At 39.8% G+C, this 21,289-nt stretch carries 17 protein-coding genes; 11 read left to right on the forward strand and 6 right to left on the reverse strand.

The window, feature by feature from the left end; genetic code table 11:
• Positions 1-51: 51 nt before the first annotated feature.
• Positions 52-1,317 carry an HhoA/HhoB/HtrA family serine endopeptidase gene (locus tag L8106_RS00725; RefSeq protein ID WP_009782231.1) on the reverse strand — a complete coding sequence of 422 codons (1,266 nt, stop codon included), beginning with the start codon at positions 1,315-1,317 and terminating at the stop codon, positions 52-54.
• A gap of 429 nt (positions 1,318-1,746) precedes the next feature.
• Here L8106_RS00725 and L8106_RS00730 point away from each other — a divergent pair, with 429 nt between their 5' ends.
• Complete coding sequence (locus L8106_RS00730; protein WP_009782232.1) at positions 1,747-4,137, forward strand: ATP-binding cassette domain-containing protein; 2,391 nt, start codon at positions 1,747-1,749, stop codon at positions 4,135-4,137.
• Between the two features lie 58 nt (positions 4,138-4,195).
• A complete protein-coding gene (locus tag L8106_RS00735; RefSeq protein ID WP_009782233.1) occupies positions 4,196-4,660 on the forward strand; it encodes an EVE domain-containing protein in 465 nt (154 codons plus the stop codon).
• 4 nt (positions 4,661-4,664) lie between these two features.
• On the opposite strand, the gene L8106_RS29215 is transcribed toward L8106_RS00735, so the two are convergent.
• Entirely contained in the window at positions 4,665-6,581 is a 1,917-nt protein-coding gene (locus tag L8106_RS29215) for a GGDEF domain-containing protein (RefSeq protein ID WP_009782234.1), read from the reverse strand.
• Positions 6,582-7,303: 722 nt separating this feature from the next.
• Between L8106_RS29215 and L8106_RS00750 the strand changes: the two genes are divergently transcribed.
• Positions 7,304-9,943: an endonuclease MutS2 gene (locus L8106_RS00750; protein WP_009782237.1), complete on the forward strand. Its 2,640-nt coding sequence runs from the start codon at positions 7,304-7,306 to the stop codon at positions 9,941-9,943.
• Positions 9,944-10,027: 84 nt separating this feature from the next.
• Here L8106_RS00750 and L8106_RS00755 read toward each other — a convergent pair whose 3' ends face one another.
• Positions 10,028-10,336 carry a hypothetical protein gene (locus L8106_RS00755; RefSeq protein ID WP_156803549.1) on the reverse strand — a complete coding sequence of 103 codons (309 nt, stop codon included), beginning with the start codon at positions 10,334-10,336 and terminating at the stop codon, positions 10,028-10,030.
• A 582-nt stretch (positions 10,337-10,918) separates the two neighbouring features.
• Between L8106_RS00755 and L8106_RS00760 the strand changes: the two genes are divergently transcribed.
• The 3 genes from L8106_RS00760 to L8106_RS00770 are packed head-to-tail and all read left to right on the forward strand — an operon-like array spanning position 10,919 to position 14,727.
• A complete protein-coding gene (locus tag L8106_RS00760; protein ID WP_009782239.1) occupies positions 10,919-12,613 on the forward strand; it encodes an FAD-dependent oxidoreductase in 1,695 nt (564 codons plus the stop codon).
• Positions 12,614-12,637: 24 nt separating this feature from the next.
• Positions 12,638-13,882: a hypothetical protein gene (locus tag L8106_RS00765; RefSeq protein ID WP_009782240.1), complete on the forward strand. Its 1,245-nt coding sequence runs from the start codon at positions 12,638-12,640 to the stop codon at positions 13,880-13,882.
• The gene (locus L8106_RS00770) at positions 13,882-14,727 is read left to right on the forward strand and encodes a mechanosensitive ion channel family protein (protein WP_009782241.1); all 846 of its coding nucleotides are present in this window, start codon (positions 13,882-13,884) and stop codon (positions 14,725-14,727) included. The genes L8106_RS00765 and L8106_RS00770 overlap by 1 nt, the downstream gene beginning before the upstream one ends.
• A gap of 27 nt (positions 14,728-14,754) precedes the next feature.
• Here L8106_RS00770 and L8106_RS00775 read toward each other — a convergent pair whose 3' ends face one another.
• Positions 14,755-15,183 carry a hypothetical protein gene (locus tag L8106_RS00775; protein ID WP_009782242.1) on the reverse strand — a complete coding sequence of 143 codons (429 nt, stop codon included), beginning with the start codon at positions 15,181-15,183 and terminating at the stop codon, positions 14,755-14,757.
• Between the two features lie 94 nt (positions 15,184-15,277).
• Here L8106_RS00775 and L8106_RS00780 point away from each other — a divergent pair, with 94 nt between their 5' ends.
• On the forward strand, positions 15,278-16,447 hold the full coding sequence (locus L8106_RS00780; RefSeq protein ID WP_009782243.1) for a pyridoxal phosphate-dependent aminotransferase: 1,170 nt from the start codon (positions 15,278-15,280) through the stop codon (positions 16,445-16,447).
• A gap of 85 nt (positions 16,448-16,532) precedes the next feature.
• On the opposite strand, the gene L8106_RS00785 is transcribed toward L8106_RS00780, so the two are convergent.
• Positions 16,533-16,877 carry a hypothetical protein gene (locus L8106_RS00785; RefSeq protein WP_009782244.1) on the reverse strand — a complete coding sequence of 115 codons (345 nt, stop codon included), beginning with the start codon at positions 16,875-16,877 and terminating at the stop codon, positions 16,533-16,535.
• Positions 16,878-16,948: 71 nt separating this feature from the next.
• Here L8106_RS00785 and L8106_RS00790 point away from each other — a divergent pair, with 71 nt between their 5' ends.
• Entirely contained in the window at positions 16,949-17,668 is a 720-nt protein-coding gene (locus L8106_RS00790) for a YdcF family protein (protein ID WP_009782245.1), read from the forward strand.
• Positions 17,669-17,726: 58 nt separating this feature from the next.
• On the opposite strand, the gene L8106_RS00795 is transcribed toward L8106_RS00790, so the two are convergent.
• Entirely contained in the window at positions 17,727-18,212 is a 486-nt protein-coding gene (locus L8106_RS00795) for an allophycocyanin subunit alpha-B (protein ID WP_009782246.1), read from the reverse strand.
• Between the two features lie 157 nt (positions 18,213-18,369).
• On the opposite strand from L8106_RS00795, the gene rlmD reads away from it, so the two are divergent.
• The 3 genes from rlmD to L8106_RS00810 all read left to right on the forward strand — a co-directional run bounded on the left by rlmD (position 18,370) and on the right by L8106_RS00810 (position 21,144).
• Positions 18,370-19,770, forward strand: coding sequence for a 23S rRNA (uracil(1939)-C(5))-methyltransferase RlmD (gene rlmD / locus L8106_RS00800; RefSeq protein ID WP_009782247.1), 1,401 nt, complete (start codon positions 18,370-18,372; stop codon positions 19,768-19,770).
• A 111-nt stretch (positions 19,771-19,881) separates the two neighbouring features.
• Positions 19,882-20,202, forward strand: a complete 321-nt coding sequence (locus tag L8106_RS00805) for a YkvA family protein (RefSeq protein ID WP_009782248.1) — start codon at positions 19,882-19,884, stop codon at positions 20,200-20,202.
• 450 nt (positions 20,203-20,652) lie between these two features.
• A complete protein-coding gene (locus L8106_RS00810) occupies positions 20,653-21,144 on the forward strand; it encodes a universal stress protein (protein WP_039895235.1) in 492 nt (163 codons plus the stop codon).
• Positions 21,145-21,289: the final 145 nt, after the last annotated feature.

The raw sequence follows: 21,289 nt of genomic DNA on the forward strand, positions 1-21,289 counted from the left end.
TCAGGAGGATAAGGGTGATCATAAACAGTAGAATGTTTAGATTAAAAGGGGTTAAGATTGGGCTTGAGGAAAAGCACCCGCTCGGACATTGATATCAAGAAATTGACTGTCACGAAGTAACCCTATTTTTAACTGATTACCAACCTTTTCTTGGTTAACGGCTTGTTGCACTTGATCCGCATCTTTCACCATTTTATTGTTGATTTTTTCAATCACATCTCCCGCCCGTAAACCTGCCCGATCAGCCGGAGAATTGGGAACAACACGAACAATTAAAACGCCTTGATCTTGATTGACAATAATTCCACTATTGGGATCACTGTTTAGCTGTTTCTGTAATTCTGGCGTTAAAGTTAACATTTGAATTCCCAAAAATGGATGTTCAACTTTTCCATTTGCCACTAATTCTTCGGCAATTTGTTGAACAGTATTAATCGGAATTGCAAACCCTAATCCTTGAGCGCCTTGTAAAATCGCAGTATTCACCCCAATCACTTCACCCTGTTGATTGAGGAGTGGGCCGCCCGAATTTCCGGGATTAATCGCCGCATCCGTTTGAATAAATTCAACTCGTTTATCAGGAACTCCTATTTGAGCGCTAGACCGTCCAATTGCACTGACAATTCCCGTAGTTACAGTATTATCTAATCCTAACGGATTTCCAATCGCAATCGCCCAATCTCCGGGTTGCAACTGTTCAGAATTTCCGAGTTTAATCGTTGGTAAATTATCCGCTTCAATATGAATCACTGCAACATCTGTTACCGGATCGGTTCCAACCACTTTCCCTTCAAATTCACGACCATCTTTGAGGGTAACAGTAACTTTACTCGCTCCATCGACAACATGAGCGTTGGTGATAATCTCACCTTGAGAATCAATAATAAAGCCAGAACCAGTACCCGATTGTATTTGTTTGTCAGGAATATTGGGGATTTGTTCGCCGAAGAAACGACGGAAAAAAGGATCATTTAAGGCTTCAGGAACTTGATTGTTGACGGTGCGTTGAGCATCAATTCTCACCACTGCTGGTCCCACTTCTTGAACGACAGCCGCGACAAAATTCGAGGGAATTTGAATGGCATTATTCGGCTCAGGAATAGTGTCAGTTGTGGGAATAATAGAATATTTTGAGAGCGTCTCAGCCCTCGATTGAGCATTAATTAAATTTGTTCCACCAAGGGCTAATCCGGCACCTAATACGATTAATGCCGTTGAGCCAATTACTTTCTGCACGATAGAATCCGATGATTTTGGCTGATCAGATTTACTGTTCAAGTCAGAGGAAAACTCTAAGTCTTTGAGGTCTGTGGTCATGGTTACTTATTTTATATAACGAGGTTATTTGCTTTAATAAAAGTTTGAGAAAAAGTCAGCCCAGGGGGTGAGGAGCTTGTCGAGGAACGTTCTGTGTTTTGGGCTGACAATTCCTAAGATAGAGGAGTGATGTGACAGGGGTATGACAGGGAGTTAACAATGTTGTGACATCTGGCTTTCCACTCGTCGAAGCCTTGTAGAATCGGCTTTTGCGGTAGGCAGGTGGAGCAAATCGTGTCTATCCTTCCTCAGTTTAAGGATATTGAGGGTTTGACACCTTGATCCGTTGAACCTTTTGATTGAGGTTTCAGTCTCACCCCTATATTGGGATCAAATTAATATTAAAATCAAAAACTTTATAACAATTCCCCCGAAAGCGGTTGGTTAGTCTGCTATGCTAAAACATTAGCTCAACGTGAAAATACAGCAATGACGATCGCGCCCGGGAAGCAGATTACCTTCAAAACCTCCCCCTATTTAGAGTTAAATAATCAAGGGGAAATTATCCATTTTGAACTGACTCAAGATCGCCATCTCCTCGGACGCGATACTCAATTGGTTGATCTGGTTGTTCCTCCCCAATGGCAAGTCATTTCAAGTTGTCATGCGGTTTTTCGCCGGGTGGGAGAGTCTTACTGGATTTATGACGGAGACAGCCAGGAACCCAGCACCAATGGATTATTTATTAATCATACTCGTATTACTCCGTTTGAGGGCTATTTGCTGAATAATGGCATTGAAATCAAAATCGGTCAAAATCCTCAAAATTTAATTCGACTGCGTTATTTCAATCCAAATACTTTAGCTTTACTGACTCAATTTACCAGCGAATATATTGCTTTAGAAAATCGTTCTGTTTTATTGGGTCGAGATCCGGCTGCTACTCTGCATTTAGATTCGCCTGTTGTCTCTCGTCGTCACGCTATTCTTGAACCCGATGGTCACGGAGATTATTTACTGCGAGACTATAGCAAACAAGGTGTATTTGTTAACGGTAAACGGGTTAAGCAATCGATCAAAATCAGCGATCGCGATACCATTCGGATCGGGCCGTTTACACTGATTCGACAGGGAAATACTCTAGAGTTATGTGATACAGGAACTCAAATTCGTTTAGATGCACAGCGCCTTTTACGCCTCGTTAAAGATCGTTCTAATAAAGCGAGAGTGTTGCTCAATGACCTTTCTTTTGCCATTGAACCGGGTCAATTTGTGGCTTTAGTGGGTGGAAGTGGGGCAGGAAAATCAACCCTAATGCGAACCCTTTTAGGCATTAGTCCGACAACAAAAGGCAAAGTTTATATTAATGGAGAAAGTTTACGCAAAAATTTCTCTCTGTATCGCACTCAAATTGGTTATGTTCCTCAAGATGATATTATTCATCAAAATCTGACTGTTAAAGAAGTCTTAGAATACGCCGCAAAATTACGACTTCCCCCGGATACTGAGGTGAATGAAATTGTCCAGAAAACGCTCTATGAAATTGAAATGCTGGATCGGGGTCAGGTGTTAGTTAGTCAACTGAGTGGCGGTCAACGGAAACGGGTTAGTATTGGAGTTGAACTGTTAACAAATCCTGTGCTTTTCTTTTTAGATGAACCGACATCAGGACTTGACCCCGGTTTAGATAAAAAGATGATGTTATTGTTGCGAAAGCTGGCGAGTCAAGGGCGAACTATTATTTTGGTGACTCACGCTACTGCTAATATTAAACTGTGTGATCGGATTATCTTTTTAGGACGAGGCGGACGTTTATGTTATTTTGGCCCACCTCAACAAGCCTTTGAGTTTTTCCAAGTTGAAAGTGATGATTTTGCCGATATTTATAATTTACTTGAAGAAGAAAATAATGCTCATGCTTGGTCGGCTCAATTTCAGCGTTCTAATGAGTATAAACAATATGTTGCGAATCATTTGAGTATTGGAGAACCGCAACCGACAACGATTGCTCCTCCTCCTCCGAAACAGGCTTCAATCCCGGAACAATTATCTATTTTAACTCAACGCTATTTTCAGCTAACTAAACGTGATCCGGTTAATTTATTGCTGAACTTATTAACGGCTCCTGTGGGGATTATTTTAATCCGATTAGCCATCCGAGATCAAGATCCGTTTGTGAGCGAACCGAGTCTAAAAATTGCCTCTTTAGCCCGACAAGTTTTGTTTGTTTTTACCTCAGCCGCGCTCTGGGTTGGGTTATCGAGTTCTCTACAAGAAGTAGTCAAAGAAACTGCTATTTATTTGCGGGAAAGGCTCGTTAATTTAGGTTTAGTTTCTTATTTTGGTTCTAAGTTTATTGTGCTTTCGGGTTTGGCAATTTTGCAAACAATTTTAATGAGTCTGGTGATTTTAGTTTGCTTCCAACATCCCGCTTCTGAGTTGATTTCATGGCCAATTGGCGTGAGCATCACCAGTTTTTTAACCCTAATTAGCTGTATGAGTTTGGGATTAATGGTATCAGCAATAGTAAAAAATAGTTCTCAGGCGAATAGTGCTTTACCGTTGATTTTACTCCCCCAAATTATTTTTTCTGGGGTTTTATTTAAAATGGAAGGGGTAGGGCGAGTTGTTTCTTGGTTAATGTTAAGTCGTTGGTCAATTGGGGCTTATGGTTCTTTAGTTAATGTGAATACGTTAATTCCTGAACCGGTACAGTTACCGGATGGAACGACGGTATCTCAACCCATTGAAGCTTCTTCTGTTTATGACCCGACTTGGCAAAATTTGGGCTTAAATTGGGGAATATTAATTTTACATCTTGTGATTTATTTAGGCTTAACTTGGTTTGTACAAAAGCGGAAAGATATTTTACCGTCTTAAAATGACCTTCTGTTCTCAAAACATCTAAATCCTGTTAATGATTGTTCCTGATTGAACTATGAATTATTGGTTAATGAAATCTGAACCCAATGTTTACAGTATTGAAAAGATGCAGCAGGAAAAAAGCTGTATTTGGGATGGTGTTCGCAACTACCAAGCTCGAAATTTTTTGCGGCGAATGGCTCGGGGAGATTTAGTTTTTTTCTATCATTCTAACACTAAATATCCCGGAATTACCGGATTAGTCAAGGTTATTGAAACGGAGATTATTGATCCTACTCAGTTTGATACAAATAGTCAATATTATGACCCGAAATCAACGTCTGAAAACCCACGTTGGCAAACCGTTCGAGTCGAATTTGTTGAACAGTTTCCAAGTGTGATTACTTTAGCTCAACTCAAACAAGAATTTACACCGGATGATTTATTGTTAGTTCGACGAGGAAATCGTTTATCTGTGATGCCTATCGCCCCGGAAATTGCGGATCAAATCTTAGGACTAAAAACCGAAAAGATCAACTAAAATATTAATGTTCTCTTTCAGTTTTTAACGTTTTAATTGAATAATTATTTCGTCCTCTTTGTTTGGTTTGATAAAGGGCTTGATCCGCTCTATTAATTAAAGCTTGAACTGAACTTTGAAGGTTGGGATAAGTAGAAGCAAGACCAAAACTGAGTGTGACTTGATTATCTACTAAAGAATTAGTATGAGGAATATTGAGAGTGTAGAGTTTATTTTGAATATTTTTAATAACATGAATCCCTCCTTCTACATCGGTATTGGGTAAAATAATCGCAAACTCCTCACCCCCATAACGTGCTATAAAATCTGCTGGACGTTGAATCACTTGATTCAGGATTTGAGCAACTTTAAGTAAACATTGATCTCCCGTCGGATGACCGTATGTATCATTATACTGTTTAAAATAATCGAGATCACATAAAATTAGTATTAATTGTGTTTGTTCTCGAACAGAACGTTTCCATTCCTGTTCTAAATATTCATCAAAATAACGACGATTGGGAATTTGGGTGAGTTGATCATGATTGGCGAGATAATGTAATTGTTCATTTGCCTTTTGCAATTTCTCATATAATTGAGATTGTTGGATCGCGATCGCGAGTTGATCAGCAAACCGACAAGCCAGTGTTATTTGTTCATCCTCATAAGGAGAATCCGACAAATTTCTGAGGAGACTGAAACTCCCCCAAACTATCCCATTAACAATTAAAGGAATCAGTAACCAAGAACCGGGAAATTCCTGTGTTATTGTTTTATTAATTTGGTCTTCAATGGTATTCGTATCATTAACTCTAACAATTTCACCCTGTTTGAGTCGAGCCGCAAAAGGGTTATTTTGATCAGAGATTTTATAGCCTGTTGTATCCGGTATATTGGCATCACGACTATAAGTAGCAAGATGTATCCAATATTTATTTTCGGGTTGATATTGAACGATAGCCACCTGTTTTACATCAATCAATTGTGCAGCTTGTTGAACGGCGATTGAGAAAATTGTTGTCAAGTCTAAGGAGTTGCGAATCAGTTGGACAACTTGGTTAAATGCCTTTTCTTGTTGAGTTTGTCGCTGAAGTGCAAGTTCCGCTTGTTTGCGATCGCTAATATCTAAAACAATACCACAAATCTCATAGGATTTATCTGTTTTATTTAGAAGCCGAAATTTGGTAATTAGAAGTGTACGAATTCCGTTCTGAAATGGAACTTCCTCCTCAAAAACAATCGGATCTTGAGTTGCAATTGCTGCTTCATCGCTAGCTTGGCAAGTTTTAGCAAATTCATAGGGAAGAATATCATAGTCGCTTTTACCGATAAGTTGCTCTCGTTTAAGCTGACTCATTTGTTCATAAGCGGGGTTAACATCGGTGTATTTTCCTTGCAAATCCTTGATAAAAATCCCATAAGGTGAACTCTCGAAAATTGAACGTAGGCGATTTTCACTTTCTTTTAAAGCCAGTTCAAGCTGTTTGCGTTCACGAAGTGCAGCTTGCTGTTCGCTAATATCTAATCCGGTTCCAAACATCCGAATTACTTCACCTTGAGGACTATAAATAACATCACCTCGGGCTTCTAAATAGCGTACAGAAGCATCTGAATGAATAATACGATGATCGATTTTAAAAGGTATTCCTTGTTTAACTGTTCGTTCAACAGCATGGTTTAAAGAGGAGCGATCTTCGGGATGAATCAATTCTAAAAATTCAGTATAATTGGGTTCGTTCTGTTGGGGATAGAGTCCAAATAACCGAAACATTTCTTCAGACCAGATAATTTGACCTGTAGAGGGAATAAATTCCCAACTTCCCAGCCGAGAAACTCGTTGGGCTTCTTTGAAACGGGCTTCACGGATTTGTTGTTTTTCTTCGTTAATCTGACGTTCTCGAATATCTGTAATTATAAACTTGAGTCCAAAACTGATTCCCAATAAAATAAGACCCCAAATGAGATTGAATACAGTTGAAAATGGGTAGTTTGAGAACTGATGACAATCTAGAGGTAGACTAAATTGCCACGTCCACAGAATTAAGCATCCAGCTAAACTGATACAAAGACTAACGACAGAGTAAATAGATCTATTCATCGCTGAGAAACGTTAAATGAAGTTAAAGGTATTGACAGACTCACAAAAGCCTTTCTACTCCTTTAGCTTACAAACAATTCATTTGTAAAGCACCTTCACAGCCATTGACTGAAATGAAACTCAAACAACTCACCGATCTATGATTGATTTACCGTTGAGAAATATCTACCCCTGGAAGCTTGTCAGTCTGTTCATCTAGCCCGATATTCTGCTGAAAGAACGGGATCACACTTTAAATGACCAGCGTTTGGAAGAACTTTGTCAAAAGATTTGGGTAGGAACCGAACAAATTTCTAAAGGGCAAATCACAGAAGGTAAAATTGTGATGGAGAATTTGTTCAAAAAAATTTGGCGTGAATATCCATCCGAATGAGTCATTACTCTTTTTCTGACGAAGCAATTGCCGATTTAGAAGACTTATTTTCATTATTTTCAAAACAGTAAATTCGTCTAGTCAAGTAACCGCTTTCTTGAACTTGGGTAAAAACCCGTACCCCGATAGACGAAAGAATCGGTAAAAATCTATTAGAATGTAGTACAGGAATTACACAGGGACTAAAGCGGCGTTGATTCAAGCAGAAACCTTAGAACTATTAGAATGGCAGCGTTTATGTCATCATCTCGCCACCTTTGCGACAACGAAGCTAGGGGCGGTTGTGACTCGCAATTTGCCCATTCCCCAAACTCCCTCGGAAACATTGGAGTTGTTGGCGCAAACCAAAGAAGCCTACCAACTAGAATTGCAGTTAACCAGTGGACTCTCGCTTCAGGGAATTCAAGATATTGGTGACGCCCTCGAACGTGTTGAACGTCATGGAATACTCTCAGGAGAGGAACTTCTTAATATTGCCACAACACTCGCAGGTGCGCGACAGCTTCGACGTCAGGTTGACGCCCACGAAGAAGAGGTTCCAGTATTGGCGGAGTTGGTGTCAGAATTGCGAACTTACCCCGAACTTGAACAAGAAATTCACCGATGTATTGATGATCGCGGGGATGTCACTGATCGGGCTAATCCAAAGTTAACAGATATTCGGATTAAACTCAAAAGTACACGCGATCGCATTTATCAGATTCTACAAAGTATTTTACAACGCAAAGCCGGAGCCATTCAAGAACAGCTAATTACCCAAAGAGGTGATCGGTTTGTGATTCCAGTCAAAGCCCCCCAAAAATATCAAGTTCCGGGTATTGTTCACGATACTTCTGCCAAAGGAGGAACCCTTTATATTGAACCCAAATCAACGATAGAACTCAATAATCAACTGCGACAATTACAACGACGAGAACAGCTCGAAGAAGAAGCGGTTCGTCAGGTTTTAAGTGAACAAATTGCAGAAGTTCAACCAGACTTAGAACGATTGTTAGTGATTGTCACAACGATTGATTTAGCTGTATCTAGAGCGCGTTATGGTTTATGGCTAGAAGCAAATCCACCCACATTTACAAACCTCAAAATTCAAGCCGAAAAGGTTGAATGTGTTCTTCCTTCAGACACCGATCAAACCCGATTTCAAAACCCAGTCACATTACGACAATTGCGCCATCCGTTGTTAGTTTGGCAACAGCAAAATGAACAAGGTACGCCTGTTGTTCCCATTGATGTGACGATTAAACCTTCGATTCGGGTTGTGGCGATTACCGGGCCGAATACAGGCGGAAAAACGGTAACGTTAAAAACGATTGGTATGGCTGCACTCATGGCGAAAGTAGGGTTATTTATTCCCGCGAGAGAACCTGTAGAATTACCGTGGTTTGATTTGGTTTTAGCTGATATTGGAGATGAACAATCTATCGAACAAAGTTTATCAACTTTCTCGGGTCATATTCGCCGTATTAGTCGGATTTTAAATGCTATTCCTTCTGCGAATATAGGAACGGTTAATCAATTATCTATACCAGTTACCCATCAGCAGTTAGGTACAGACGATAGTGAGGTTGAACCTGTTCAAAACCAACAAGAAGAAGTAGAAATAATTGAGGAAGTTGATTCTCTAGAAACCTTAAAAGCAAAGATCAAAGATCCCGAAGATCAGATTTCAAATTCTCTGATTTTACTCGATGAAATTGGGGCGGGAACTGACCCCACAGAAGGGAGTGCTTTAGCAACGGCTTTGTTACAATATCTCGCAAATTCTGCTGTAGTTACAATTGCAACGACTCACTTTGGCGAATTAAAAGCGTTAAAATATCAAGATGATCGGTTTGAAAATTCTAGCGTCGAATTTGATGAGAAAACCCTACAACCAACCTATCGTTTATTGTGGGGAATTCCCGGACGTTCTAATGCGTTAAAAATTGCCCAACGCTTGGGTTTGAAGTCGGAAATTCTGGAAACTGCGGCTTCTTATTTGGGGGGGACTTCCCAGGATGTTAATGATGTGATTGCTGGGTTAGAAGCCCAACGGAAACAACAGGAAACTAAAGCTGAAGAAGCGAGTAAGTTGCTGAAAGAAACAGAACGTTTGCATCAAGAACTGATCCGAAAAACAGCCCTTTTAAAAGAACGAGAACAGGAACTGAAACGGGAACAAGAACAAGCGATTAAAGAAACATTAATTCAAGCAAAAGGTGAAATTGCTCAAGTGATTCGCCGTTTACAACAAGGTCAACCGAAAGCCCAAGACGCCCAAAAAGCAACAGAAACTTTAGATAAAATTGCAGAACAACGTCTTCCTTCTCGTCAACAAAAACCGCCTGAAAAACCTAAATTTAAGCCTAAAGTTGGCGATCGCATTCGGATTCCGAGTATTGGTCAAACCGCAGAAGTGATGAACGAACCCGATGAAAATGGTCAGCTTATGGTTCGTTTTGGTATAATGAAAATGAGTATTGGGTTAGCTGAAATCGAGTCTCTCGATGGTCAAAAAGCCGAGATTCCAACGAAAAGCAAAAGTTCAGACAAAGCCAAAAGTTCAAAATCAGAAGCCACTGTTTCTGAACCCGAGAAAAAAGCCACCGTTCGGACTTCTAAAAATACAATTGACTTACGGGGAAAACGAATCTCAGAAGCTGAAATTGAGATTGATCGAATGTTAGGTCAAATGATTGATTTTGCGGCGATCTGGATTATTCATGGAAAAGGCACAGGACAACTCAGACGAGGGGTTCAAGAATTCCTCAAAAATAATCCTTTAGTTGATCGTTTTGAGTTAGCCACTCAAGCAGAAGGAGGGGCTGGCGTAACTATAGCTTATCTCAAATAAGAGTGATGACGACGAAGTTTAGGCTAAATTTTCTCTGCCTTTTCTGCTTGTTTATTGCTGACAATAGCCTCAAGACAACAGGGCTTAGAGAATAAATAGGGCGACTACAACTATAAAGACGAGAAAGCCTACAATACCTCCTCCAGAGTCATCTTTTCTAGACTCGGCTTTGCTGTACCCGCCTCCATAGCTGTTGTAGCTGCTGCTACTCTCGGTACGATATCCTCCGCTACTACCGGATTTTTGGCTGCTAGAGGAGCCTTTACTCTTGTCTCTAGACTGAGATCGAGAGAAGTCTCGCTGAAAGTCGCAGTTGAGACACTGGAAAACATCGGGATGACGCTGAACTATTGTTCGTTTACCGCATCTTGGACATTCTACTGCATCTTGCATGAGTGAGTTCTCCTAAATTGTGCTATTGGCTTAACATTGGTGAGGGGTTTTACCCCTACTTGGTTTTAACCCACACTAATTTATTCCGGCAACCTATCCTGGGAAGGATAAGCAGTTTTCGACGGGCTGATGTCCTGCTTTTCTGGCTTGCTGTGCGGCTTTTCGGCTTGGATAAAAAAAATTTATACTTCTCCGCTTCCGTGAACCAAAACCCTCTCAAGTCCCACTCAATCTCCTTTTTTCCCTAAACTCAAGGTTTGACGGCTGAATCTACTGTATTAAAAGATACTATTTTGAGCGTTTGAGATGACTAACTTCACTATAGCGACATCAAGCCTACCCTGTCGTCTGACTTCAGGAAGAAGAAGTATAGATTATCTTCAGGATTTGAAACCTTGAACAAAATTAATCTATTGCGAGACTTTTGAACCCGTAATATCCAATGACTTCTTCATATTTACTGTATCAAAAAGTTTCTGAGATTTGATTTAAAACTAACAACATCCTAAAGATAGATCTTTTGAAAATTAATTATCTGCTAAAATATAGAAAATTATTCGGTTAGGAATAGAAACTATTACTGTGTCTGGAAATTCTCAGGTTGTGATTGTTGGAGCCGGATTTAGTGGAATTACGGCTAGCAAGATTATCGCTCAAGCAGGCGTTAATGTTCTACTCATTGACCGTAACAGTTATCACACTTTTATTCCGTTACTCTATCAAGTTGCAACTGGACTTTTACAGCCCCAACAGGTTATTTATCCAGTTAGTCATATCTTAAAAAATTATCCTCAAGCTCGATTTTTACAAGCGGAGGTTAATCATACAGACTTTGAACATCACATTGTTCATACCAATGCCGGAGAAATTGACTACAACTATTTGATTTTAGCCACGGGAAGTCAGCCACAATTTGCTGAAATTCCTGGCGCTTCTGAATACGGAAAACCTTTAGTTTTACTTTCAGATGCGGTTAAACTCCGACAACATTTGCTGACTTGTATTGAGCAAGCCAAACAAGAATTAAGCCCCGAACAGTGTAAAATGCTGTTAACATTTGTGATTGTGGGAGGCGGGCCAACTGGAGTGGAAATGGCGGGAGGTTTATGTGAACTCTTAAACAGTTTATTGGCGAAGAATCATCCCAAATTACAACAACTCTCTGAAGTTATTTTACTTCAATCCCGCGATCGCTTATTGGTGAATTTCCCAGAAAAACTGAGTCTTTATACCGCCCAATGTCTACAGCGTAAAGGTGTGAAACTGCAATTTTCCACTCGAGTTCAGCGTGTGAGTCCTGAGAGTGTAGAATTGCAAAATGGTACAATAATTCCGACAGCAACCACGATTTGGACAGCCGGAGTTGAAGCCAACCCCGCTACCGATACCGAAAATCTTTCCACCGCCCGTAAAGGAAAAATTGTTGTCCAACCAACCCTACAAATTCCGAATTATGATCATGTTTATGCGATTGGGGATGTTGCTTATGTCAAATTGGGGGATGAAGCCTTAGCAGGAGTCGCGCCGGAAGCTTTACAACAAGGAGAAGCCACGGCTCGTAATATTCTACTACAAATTCGGGGTAAATCTCCCCAACCTTTTGAATATATTGATAAAGGTAGAGCCGCAATTATTGGGCGAAATGCGGGTGTTGTGAGCAAAGATAAATTACAACTACAAGGAATCTTGGGATGGTTAATTTGGTTAGGAATTCACTTCTATTATCTTCCCGGTGGGCGGAACCGTCTTAATGTTGTTTATAGTTGGATTCGTGATAGTTTACAACAGTCTCGCTTTGTCAAACCCATTATTTCACCTTACCCCGAGTTTAAAGATTTTTCGCTGAAAAATAGACCCATTTCAACTGTTAGTCAAGGATCTAAACCTATGAAATATATTCCTTTAATTGGACGTTCTTTTTTATCGAGTATTTTTCTGTATTCAGCCATTACCAAAATTTTTGGTTTTGCAGGCACTCAACAAATGATCGCAGATCGCGGATTACCGTTTCCGACTTTAATGTTATTGGGAAATATTATCTTTCAGTTAGTTGGAGGAATTTCGTTGATTTTGGGATATAAAACTCGAATTGGAGCTTTAGTTTTAATTGCTTTTTTGATTCCCACAACCTTAGTCTTTCATAATTTTCTTGCCGATCCCGCAGAAACAACAGCATTTCTTAAGAATTTAGCTTTGATTGGGGCGTTATTAATGGTATCCTATTTTGGGTCAGGGCCAGTGAGTTTAGATACTGGCAGTGGTGTTGATAACATTTAACGGAGTCTGAAACTAATTATTCAGATGAACTTTCATATTGAAGATATTGTTCAAAAAGTTAAGGCTTGGTTTCCTAAAGCACAAGCCCAGATTGAAGCTCAAGCCGCTGAAATTGAAGCCCGCTTTAATGAGCAGAATTATAGTTCGCTTTCTCCCGAAGAAGTCGCGGAATATCAAAATACAGTTCAGTCTTTAGCCTTACCAGAAGCTTATGAAAATGCAATTCAAACCAAACTTTCAGAAGTTTTAACTCCCTGGAAAAAAAATAAAGACTTGGCGAATCACTTGTTTATTGTCCTCAGCCCAATTGAGCCATTAAAACAAATTTTAGAGCAAACGTTAGAGCAAGTTAAGGATGAAGCTTTATCGATAAAAACTCTGTCTTGGGAAAACCGCCCTGATCAATATTCGACACTCAAAATTAATCTACAAGAGGAAATTGAATCTTCAGAGAGTTTGGAGGAAAATTCTCACCCCGAAAACACCCAATCTTTAATTGTTATTCCTGACTTAAGTTTATGTTTTTTAAGGTGTGTAGAGGGATTAGATAGTATCGAATATTTGTTTGATTTTATTCTCAAAGATCATTCTCGATTTTGGATAGTGGGTTGTAATCAATGGGCTTGGAAGTATTTTGACTATCTCTATAAAGTGAATACTGGCTTTGAGCATATTTTTTCTTTACCGACTTTAAATGCAATTGAACTAAAACAATGGTTAAATCCAATTTATGGCACCCTTGATGACACCCTTGATATAGAGTTTAGTGATCACGAAGACAAATCCAATCATCAATCGGAAGAATGGCATGAAGAAGAAAACTGGATTTCTAAAAAAGAGAAACAATATTTTCAGCGTTTAGCAGATATTTCTGAGGGATTAAGTCAGCCTGCGGCTCATCTTTGGTTAGATTCCCTACGATATGTTAAACAGTCCGAAGAAATCGATTCAGAAACAGTAGAACTTCAGGAAGAAAAACCCGAAAAACACTTAATCCTTAAACGAGCTACCCTCCCCAGTTTACCAGAATTCACGAAAGAAGATCAGTATTTATTATCTTCGATTGGCTTACATGGAGAAATCAGTTTGTCAGCTTTAGCTGTAAGTTTAGCAGAGTCAGAATATCAGATCAGAATCCAAGTTCAGAGATTATTAAGAACAGGAATTATTCTCCAAAAACAGGGTTTATTTCAATTAAGTCCAATCTATTATTCTCGACTTACACGAGATTTGATTGATAATCACATTTTAGCGGGAGAAAAGAAATAATGCAACTTGGATATTTTTGGGCTCAAATCAATGGTGATAATGGTTTAGAAAAAGCTTCAGATATTCTCTCGGAAATTACAACTTCTAAAATCATTCAAGCCCTGATTATTCTTGCCATTACTTATTTGGGAATGTTTGCCATTGATAAGTTAATTCATTGGCTTGCAGAAGAAGTTCCCCTCAGATTTCGCTTGAGTGTGAAGCAATCTTTACCCTTTTGGAGAGCATTTTTACTCAGTTTAGCGATCATTCTGCTGATTCGGTTATTTTTGAAGCTGTCTTCTAACAACGTTTTGGCTTTAACAGGAACGATAGCGGTTGCTTTAGGGTTTGCATTTAAGGATTATATTAGTTCAGTTATTGCGGGAATTATTGCTTTGTTTGAACGTCCCTACCAAGTCGGTGATCGGGTTAAAATCGGAGATGAATATGGAGAAATTGTTGACTATGGTTTGCGAGGAATTCGTTTACAAACACCCGATGATAATATTGTTTCTATTCCCCATAATAAAATTTGGACAGAAGCAATTTCTAATTCTAATAAAGGGGATGTAGAAGCGCAAGTTGTTGTCAACTTTTATTTTGAGCATAGCGTTGATACTGAGAAAGTGATGAATATTCTATATCGAGTTGCCTATACGAGTAAATACACACAACTTACTCTACCGATTTTGGTCATCATGGAAGAAAAATCTTGGGCAACTAACTTTAAACTTAAATGCTATCCGATTGATGCTCGCGATGAATTTATTTACACAACTGACTTGATCAAACGAGCCAAACAAACCTTTAAAAAGCATGGAATATCCTATCCGGTTCTATCTCCTCAATTGACTGAAACTTGACAAACCGATTCATAATCATCTGATTAATTAAAAATTTGCACTTCTCCGTCTTTCACTGATATAGTCTATCCAATAAGCCGCAACAACTCCCCAAATCGCATTAAAAAGAATCACAAAAATAGGAGTCAAAGCACCTAAGTCTAAACCCATCATTCCTTTTTGGGCTTTGAACGGAAAAACAACAAACAGTTGAACTAAAGTTGGCCCAATACTCAACAATAATCCCTTGAGAAAAGGGTTATAAGTTAATCCAGTCAGAAAAAACAATAAGCCCCATAAACCGCCCCAAACAATGCGAGGATAAAGCCAGGTAGGAGTGAATTGAGGGGCAATACTCACACCCAGGGAAGTTGTAATTCCGAGTAGTCCAAACAACCAAACCGCCAGACTATTGACTAAACCGCCTAAACAACCGGCTGCAAAAAATAGGGTTAATTTTTGGGTGATTGATTTCATGTTAAAGTTAACCTAAGTTTAATATTAAATTGAATGTAATCAGAGATTTTATCTAAAATAATTTTACTAAAAAATCACTCATTTTTCAAGGTCTATGACTTCTCAATTTTCTCGAATGCAGTTTGTTCAGTCTCCGATTATTCCCGTTGTTGCTGAACTGATTAACGCCCATCCCGGTACAATCTCGTTAGGTCAAGGGGTAGTCTATTATAACCCGCCCAGTGCCACCTTTGAAGCGATTTCTAATTTTGCCAGTTCGGATAATCACAAATACAAAGCCGTTGTCGGAATTGAACCTTTACAAGAGGTTATCGCCGCCAAACTCCAAGCCGAAAATCAGATTTTAATCACTGATAAAAACTATATTGTTGTCACCGCAGGAAGCAATATGGGGTTTATGAATGCAATTTTAGCGATTACCTCTCCCGGCGATGAAATTATTTTACAAACGCCTTATTATTTTAACCATGAAATGGCGATTATGATGGCAAGTTGTGAACCGATTTTAGTAGACACAGACGAACAGTATCAACTACGCCCCGAAGCCATTAAACAAGCTATTACCGAAAAAACCAAAGCCGTTGTCACCATTTCTCCCAATAATCCAACCGGGGCAGTTTATTCAGAAAAAGCCTTGCGAGAAGTGAACGAAATTTGTCGTCAACATCAGATTTATCACATCAACGATGAAGCCTATGAATATTTCACCTACAACAATATTAAACACTTCTCACCCGGTTCTATTAAAAACAGCAATCCTCATACAATTTCCTTATTTAGCCTTTCCAAAGCCTATGGATTTGCATCGTGGAGAATTGGTTATATGGTGATTCCTGAACATCTTCGTTTTCCCATCCAAAAAGTTCAAGATACCATTTTAATTTGTCCACCTGTGATCTCCCAATATGCAGCAATAGGGGCGTTGAAAGCCGGATTAAATTATTGTCAACCGAAAATTAAAGAAATTGCGAAAGTACGACAGTTCCTGTTAGAACAACTTAGTCAATTGGATTCATTTTGTACGATTCCATCAGCAGAGGGAGCATTTTATGTTTTGCTCAAAATAGACACCCATTTACCCGCTATGACATTAGTGGAAAAACTCATTCAAGACTTCAAAGTAGCAGTCATTCCTGGAACAACCTTCGGAATGAGTAAGGGGTGTTATTTACGAGTGGCTTATGGAGCGTTAAATCAAGAAACCGCAGCCGTGGGAATTCAACGTTTAGTCAAAGGATTAAAACATTTAATTGCAGGAAATTGATTTTGCTTTCAACAAAAAAACCTAATTTTCTCTAGAAATTAGGTTAAAAAAAAATCCGGATTTTTAAGGCTAAAGTTTGTCAGTTTTATTGAGTTAATGTTGCAGCACAAGCCGTACCCACATCAAAAATTGCAGGAGGTGGTTCATCACTTTGATTAGTCTCCGCATAAACTTGAACAAACTCATCAAAAGTATATCGAGTTTGAAACTGTTCAAGTGTACAAGTACATAAAGATTTTGACTGTTTTTCTGTTAAACCTTGAGCCACAGACCCTTGCAAACAAGCTTCTAAATAAGCATCAGTAACCTCTTGAGGATAGGGGTTTTTTTGCCGTTCTTGAGTCGGTTGTGCAGCTACACTGGTGATCATTCCAGAACCGAGAATAGCAGACAAAAGAATAACAGAATGTTTTAAGATTTTTAAGGTCATTGTCAGATCAATTTGGTGTTAAATAAGATTACTCAATTCTAATTTAGACTGCTTCATCGTTCCCAATTTCTATGAGCCATCCCGCTAGCAAATCCTCAGTATTTAGACGTAGACTGTCTCAAAAAGTTCTACTGATTAGCCTGGGAATTTTACTAATTGTGACTTCCGTTCGACTCATTTCTCAAGTGATCACTTTACCCTCCGCCGCCCAACAACCTGTTGACGCCTTTTTTGTTCTCGGGGGAAGTATCAAGCGAGAAATATTTGTCTCCGAGTTAGCGGCGCAGTCTCCTAACACTCGAATTTTAATTTCAACGGGTTCTGATGACCCTTGTATTTTAAAACTATTTGAACGCAATAACACCCCCTTAAAACAAGTTTGGTTAGAAAAATGTGCCAACTCAACCTTTACTAATTTTGTCTTTTCCCAACCGCTTCTCAGTCAGTGGAATGTACATCATATTCAGTTAATTACCTCCAAAAGTCATCTTCCTCGGGCGCTGTGGATGGCGCAAATTATTCTCGGTGCCCACGGAATTTGGGTGGAACCGAACCTAGTCCCTGAAACGGGGGTTCCGGGAAATCGAGAGTCTATTGTCAAAACCGGACTTGATCTAACTCGCGCTTTAATTTGGGCGTTTGTGAGTCAAGGGGTTCAACTGTCTTGTTCAAACGTCGTTCAACTTCCCGATGTTAATCTCAAACAATGGTGTAAAGATGGATTTTCCTGTGAATATCAAGGCGGAGTTAATCCTCAAGATAGTTGTCAGGAGTGGGGAAATGGGGAGTGAAAAAACCCGCCCCTACAGTGGTAAAAGGCGGGTGAGATTATCCTAAAAAGATCAAGAATTAAGACATCGCTTGAATGATAAAGTCGAAATAAGGTGCCGCTTCACGGGCATCATCTTCATCTAACAGGGCTAGAGAAGCATCCTTTAAACAGCGAATAGCCTCAACCATTCCCGGCATAGGGACACCGAGAGAGTTGTACATTTCTTTGACACCAATCAAGCCAATGCTTTCAATGGGGTCTTTGTCTCCAGAGAGAATCCCATAGGTAATCAAACGCAAATACCAACCATAATCGCGCAGACAGAGCGATTTTTTTTGTTGTCCGAAAGCATTACCCCCTGGGGCAAGGAAGTCAGGACGCTTTTTCCACAGTTGACCACTGGCGCGATCAACAATTTTCTTTTCATTTTCAGAAAACGTGGTGGCAATACGCACCCGTTGTTCCCCCGTTTTTAAAAAGTCGCTGATGTTTTGGAGTTCACCAGTGCTAGGATAACGGAGTTCATCGTCAGCTTTGAGAATAACTTGGCTTACTACAGTCATCTGTAATTGGAGTTTATCAAGATCACATTAAGTAGTTTAGCGACTCTGGGATACACAAACCAACAAATAGCCAATTTTAACAAAACACTAAGTAATAATTCTTATTGCTATTTGTGTAAAACTTGATATCTAACAAATTTTACAGCGAACACCGAACATGAGTGATTCCCTTTGGAAACAGGGTCAACAGCTTGAACTTGAAATTACCGACTTGACCGACACAGGCGATGGTTTAGGACGCGACCAACAACGGGTGGTGTTTGTTGCCGATACGGTTCCTGGCGATCGCATTATAGCCCGTCTCCTACACGTTAAACGCCAATACGCCACCGCTAAACTAGAGAAACTCCTCACCCCCTCTCCCCAACGCATTCGTCCAGCTTGCATTGTGGCCGATAAATGCGGGGGTTGTCAGTGGCAACATATCGATTATGACGCTCAACTGACCACAAAACAAAATTTAGTGGTTCAAGCTTTAGAACACATTGGCGGCTTTTCCCAACCCCCGGTGAGTCCGATTTTACCCTCGCCCTCTCTACTCAATTATCGCAATAAAGCCACTTATCCTCTGAGTCGGTCATCGACAGGTCAAGTCCGGGCAGGATATTATCAAAAAGGGTCTCATCGTTTGATCAACCTCAATCAGTGTCCCGTACAAGATGAAAATCTTGATCCCTTCTTGGCAAATATTAAACAAGATATTCAAGATCAAGGCTGGTCGATTTATAATGAACGCCAACACCAAGGGATTATCCGACATCTATCGCTACGAATTGGACGACGAACCGGAGAAATTTTATTAACTCTCATCGCCACTCGCTCCTTACCTCGACTCGAAGAACAAGCCGAAACCTGGTTACAACAATATCCTCAATTAGTGGGGGTTTGTCTGAATATTAACCCCAATCAAACCAATGTCATTTTTGGGGACAAGACTCACTGCGTCAAGGGTCAAGGCTTCCTTCGCGAAGAATTTGCGGGGTTAACTTTTAATCTCACCCCAGAGACATTTTTTCAGGTGAATACAGAAGCGGCGGAGACCGTCTTGAAAGTCATTCAACAGCAGTTAAACTTACAAGGCTCGGAAATGATCATTGATGCCTATTGTGGCATCGGAACGTTAACGCTACCCATCGCTAAACACATCCAGCTTCTGGCTTCTTCTCCAGAGAAAAACTCACAAAAACAGGTGATCGGGATAGAAGTTCAACCCTCAGCAATCCAACAAGCTTACCAAAATGCTGGGTTAAACGGGATTGATAACGTTACTTTTGAAACAGGAACAGTACAAAAGGTTTTATCTCGGTTCAGCCTGAAACCTGATATTATTTTATTAGATCCCCCTCGAAAAGGATGCGATCGCCAAGTTTTAGAGAGTTTGTTAAAGTTGCAACCCACTCAAATCGTTTATATGAGTTGTAAACCTGCGACTCTCGCCCGTGATTTGAAAATACTTTGTGAAAATGGATTTTATCATTTAACTCAAGTTCAGCCTGTTGACTTCTTTCCCCAAACTCCTCACGTTGAATGTGTGGCTTTCCTAGAAGCAAAAGGTTAACGAGAAGATCGGGAGATGGGGAGATCGTGAGATTTTGACCTCACGACTTCTGATTTCTGCCTTTTACCCGATGATCTGTTCCCTGTTTCGCAATTATTCTATTCTGATTCAATGCGTATTTCTATTCAAGCTTTGTTTAACCTCTATCGCAGTATCATCCGTAATCCGAAATACCGAGGATGGGTGATTTTGGGAACCTTGGTTTATTTATTTAGTCCGTTGGATATCTCTCCAGATGTCATCCCCATTTTAGGACAAGTGGATGATATTGTACTGCTGACCATTTTCTTTTCAGAAGGGTATCAGATGTTCGTTGATTATACCCGTTCTTTAATGGGTCAGAGTGCAGAAAAAAAAGCCGAAACTCAAGTTAATCAAGGTTCGTCTCCGAGTCAAACCATTGTTGATGTTGAAGCAGAAACAGTAGATTGATTTTCACACCCGTTAGTCAGAAGTTAGAAGTTAACATTTCCCGACTTCCCAATCTTCGCTTCATTCACAATTGAAATGGGTGTGGGGCCTACTTTCTACCTTTTCTCTGCTGACTTCTTTAAGAAAACTTACCAAACTCAATCCATTCATCACATTTATAGTATGATTTTAGTGAATAGAGTTAAGTGAAAACTTATAGAACATCGGTCTGGTTACAAAAAAAACTGCTTTTGTTTCCAGGAATCATCCCGAGAAACACACCCGATATTTGTGCCGATACGGGTAGGGCTTTATCCCTCGTTTGATCAGCTCTAGACCGAAGTTCTGGTCACGGAAATTATCGAGTTTTGGGGAAACTGACCTAAACCATAATTACAGCAGATGTTTCGACTGGGTTTAATGGGGTTCAATTTTCTCAATGCCACTGTCAAACTGATGGGAGGTAAGAAGATGTTTACAAAAGTTTTAGTTGCGATCGATCTTTCTCAAATAAGTGAGAACGTTTTTGAAAAAGCATTATCCATCGCCCAACTCACTCAAGCCAAGCTGATGATCCTTCATATTCTCTCCCACGATGAACAAGGAAGTCCGATTGTAGAAGGAATCACTGGTTTGAACTACTACGAAATGGTAGAACTAGAAACCCTCAAAAGCTATCAAAAACGATGGCAAGAGTATGTAGAAAGAGGGGTAGAAACCGTAAAAACCTATGCCAATCAAGCAACAGAAGTCGGAGTCAGTAGCGAATATTCTCAACAAACAGGGAAACCGGGTCATCAAATTTGTCAAGCAGCCCAAGAATGGAATGCCGATCTGATTGTGATGGGACGTCGAGGATACTCAGGTTTAAGTCAGTTAATCTTAGGAAGTGTGAGTAATTATGTACTCCATCATGCTCATTGTTCCGTTTTAATCGTACAATTATCCTCACAGACTCAATAAAGATTTGGAGTAGCGAGGAACTTTTGCTGAAATTGAACAGACCATTCCTGTGAAGACGAATAAATCTAATGGTAATCAGACCAAACCTACCGTTGTAGGTTTTCTTTTTGGGATGATCTGTGGAGTGTAATCAAATCAAGTCGCC

Origin of the sequence: Lyngbya sp. PCC 8106, assembly GCF_000169095.1 — a bacterium.
Lineage (GTDB): Bacteria > Cyanobacteriota > Cyanobacteriia > Cyanobacteriales > Microcoleaceae > Capilliphycus.

Excerpts from the sequence above, each read along its gene's own strand:
- L8106_RS00725 (WP_009782231.1), bottom strand. The coding sequence starts at position 1,317 with ATGACCACAGACCTCAAAGACTTAGAGTTTTCCTCTGACTTGAACAGT.
- L8106_RS00730 (WP_009782232.1), top strand. The coding sequence starts at position 1,747 with ATGACGATCGCGCCCGGGAAGCAGATTACCTTCAAAACCTCCCCCTAT.
- L8106_RS00735 (WP_009782233.1), top strand. The coding sequence starts at position 4,196 with ATGAATTATTGGTTAATGAAATCTGAACCCAATGTTTACAGTATTGAA.
- L8106_RS00755 (WP_156803549.1), bottom strand. The coding sequence starts at position 10,336 with ATGCAAGATGCAGTAGAATGTCCAAGATGCGGTAAACGAACAATAGTT.
- L8106_RS00765 (WP_009782240.1), top strand. The coding sequence starts at position 12,638 with ATGAACTTTCATATTGAAGATATTGTTCAAAAAGTTAAGGCTTGGTTT.
- L8106_RS00770 (WP_009782241.1), top strand. The coding sequence starts at position 13,882 with ATGCAACTTGGATATTTTTGGGCTCAAATCAATGGTGATAATGGTTTA.
- L8106_RS00775 (WP_009782242.1), bottom strand. The coding sequence starts at position 15,183 with ATGAAATCAATCACCCAAAAATTAACCCTATTTTTTGCAGCCGGTTGT.
- L8106_RS00780 (WP_009782243.1), top strand. The coding sequence starts at position 15,278 with ATGACTTCTCAATTTTCTCGAATGCAGTTTGTTCAGTCTCCGATTATT.
- L8106_RS00785 (WP_009782244.1), bottom strand. The coding sequence starts at position 16,877 with ATGACCTTAAAAATCTTAAAACATTCTGTTATTCTTTTGTCTGCTATT.
- L8106_RS00790 (WP_009782245.1), top strand. The coding sequence starts at position 16,949 with ATGAGCCATCCCGCTAGCAAATCCTCAGTATTTAGACGTAGACTGTCT.
- L8106_RS00795 (WP_009782246.1), bottom strand. The coding sequence starts at position 18,212 with ATGACTGTAGTAAGCCAAGTTATTCTCAAAGCTGACGATGAACTCCGT.
- rlmD (WP_009782247.1), top strand. The coding sequence starts at position 18,370 with ATGAGTGATTCCCTTTGGAAACAGGGTCAACAGCTTGAACTTGAAATT.
- L8106_RS00805 (WP_009782248.1), top strand. The coding sequence starts at position 19,882 with ATGCGTATTTCTATTCAAGCTTTGTTTAACCTCTATCGCAGTATCATC.
- L8106_RS00810 (WP_039895235.1), top strand. The coding sequence starts at position 20,653 with ATGTTTACAAAAGTTTTAGTTGCGATCGATCTTTCTCAAATAAGTGAG.